We start from the raw sequence: 1,070 nt of genomic DNA on the forward strand, positions 1-1,070 counted from the left end.
TGGTAGAAGTAAGATTCTAAATGCTCAGGTTTGCAGGTGATTTTGATAGTATTTGAATATTCCATGGTTATAATCCTTAAGTAATAAAATTCCCTTCCTCGATATTCCTATGAGGTGGTGGTGGCTCCAAGAAAGCCTAGAGCGAGTCAAAATGTTAAAGAACGGTGTTACTCAGATAGTATTTTGCTTATCAGCAGGGATACCATCTGTTGGGTTTGGGTAAATATCAGGGCGTAACTCGTGGGGAGTTATTCCTGTTAATTCGTAAATTGCTAAAACACGATCGACAGGCACACGACCTTTATACTTATTTTTCCATTGACTAACTGTCATATTTGAAACACCTAATGCAGCAGCTAAACGAGTAGCAGTGCCTGTTACGTTAATAACTTTCTTTAGGGCAGACATGATTGTTCCTCCTTTAGTCTTTATTTAAATAAAAAACTTAATAAAAGTCAACTTTAAACTTATTCCATTATTTAAACTTTAAGTTTAAAATTAATATATGAACAAAATGATAAATAAAAACACAAACAACCCTTTATCAGAAAGGCTCAATAAACTTATTGAGGTAAAATCAATTACAAAATCAGACATGGCAAAAATTTGCGGAGTCACTCCTCAATCTGTTAATGGTTGGTATATAAGGGGAAGCATAGGAAAAGAATCTGCTATAAAATTAGCGGATCATTTAAATGTTTCTGTGGCTTGGATCTTAGGTGAAGGTGATGCTTCAATTGATGACTTAGACCTCCCGAAACCTGAATTATCAGAAAAAGAAAAATTATTATTAAAACTATTCAATGAATTACCAGAAAGTGAATCTAACGAACTTTTAAAAACTTTGACTGAAAAAAAATATTATTACGACAAACTATTAAAAGAACTTTTACAAAAGAAAAACATAAACAAATCCTTGTAAAGGTAAAATTTTAATAAAATCCTCGTCTTTTCCCTCATAAAAAAGCAAAAACCCTCTATCAATCAATTCTAAATTTATTTTTTAAATAAAATCATATTGTTAATCTAACTGATAAGTTTAAAACTTACCTTTAATTAAATTTAATATT

2 protein-coding genes are annotated in these 1,070 nt (G+C 30.6%); one reads left to right on the top strand and one right to left on the bottom strand.

The window, feature by feature from the left end; all coding sequences use genetic code 11:
* Positions 1-171 precede the first annotated feature (171 nt).
* The gene (locus tag G468_RS0118550) at positions 172-408 is read right to left on the bottom strand and encodes a transcriptional regulator (protein WP_026824218.1); all 237 of its coding nucleotides are present in this window, start codon (positions 406-408) and stop codon (positions 172-174) included.
* A 97-nt stretch (positions 409-505) separates the two neighbouring features.
* Between G468_RS0118550 and G468_RS0118555 the strand changes: the two genes are divergently transcribed.
* Positions 506-922, top strand: a complete 417-nt coding sequence (locus G468_RS0118555; protein WP_135677629.1) for a helix-turn-helix domain-containing protein — start codon at positions 506-508, stop codon at positions 920-922.
* Positions 923-1,070: the final 148 nt, after the last annotated feature.

Source organism: Arsenophonus nasoniae DSM 15247 (assembly GCF_000429565.1).
GTDB classification, from domain to species: domain Bacteria; phylum Pseudomonadota; class Gammaproteobacteria; order Enterobacterales; family Enterobacteriaceae; genus Arsenophonus; species Arsenophonus nasoniae.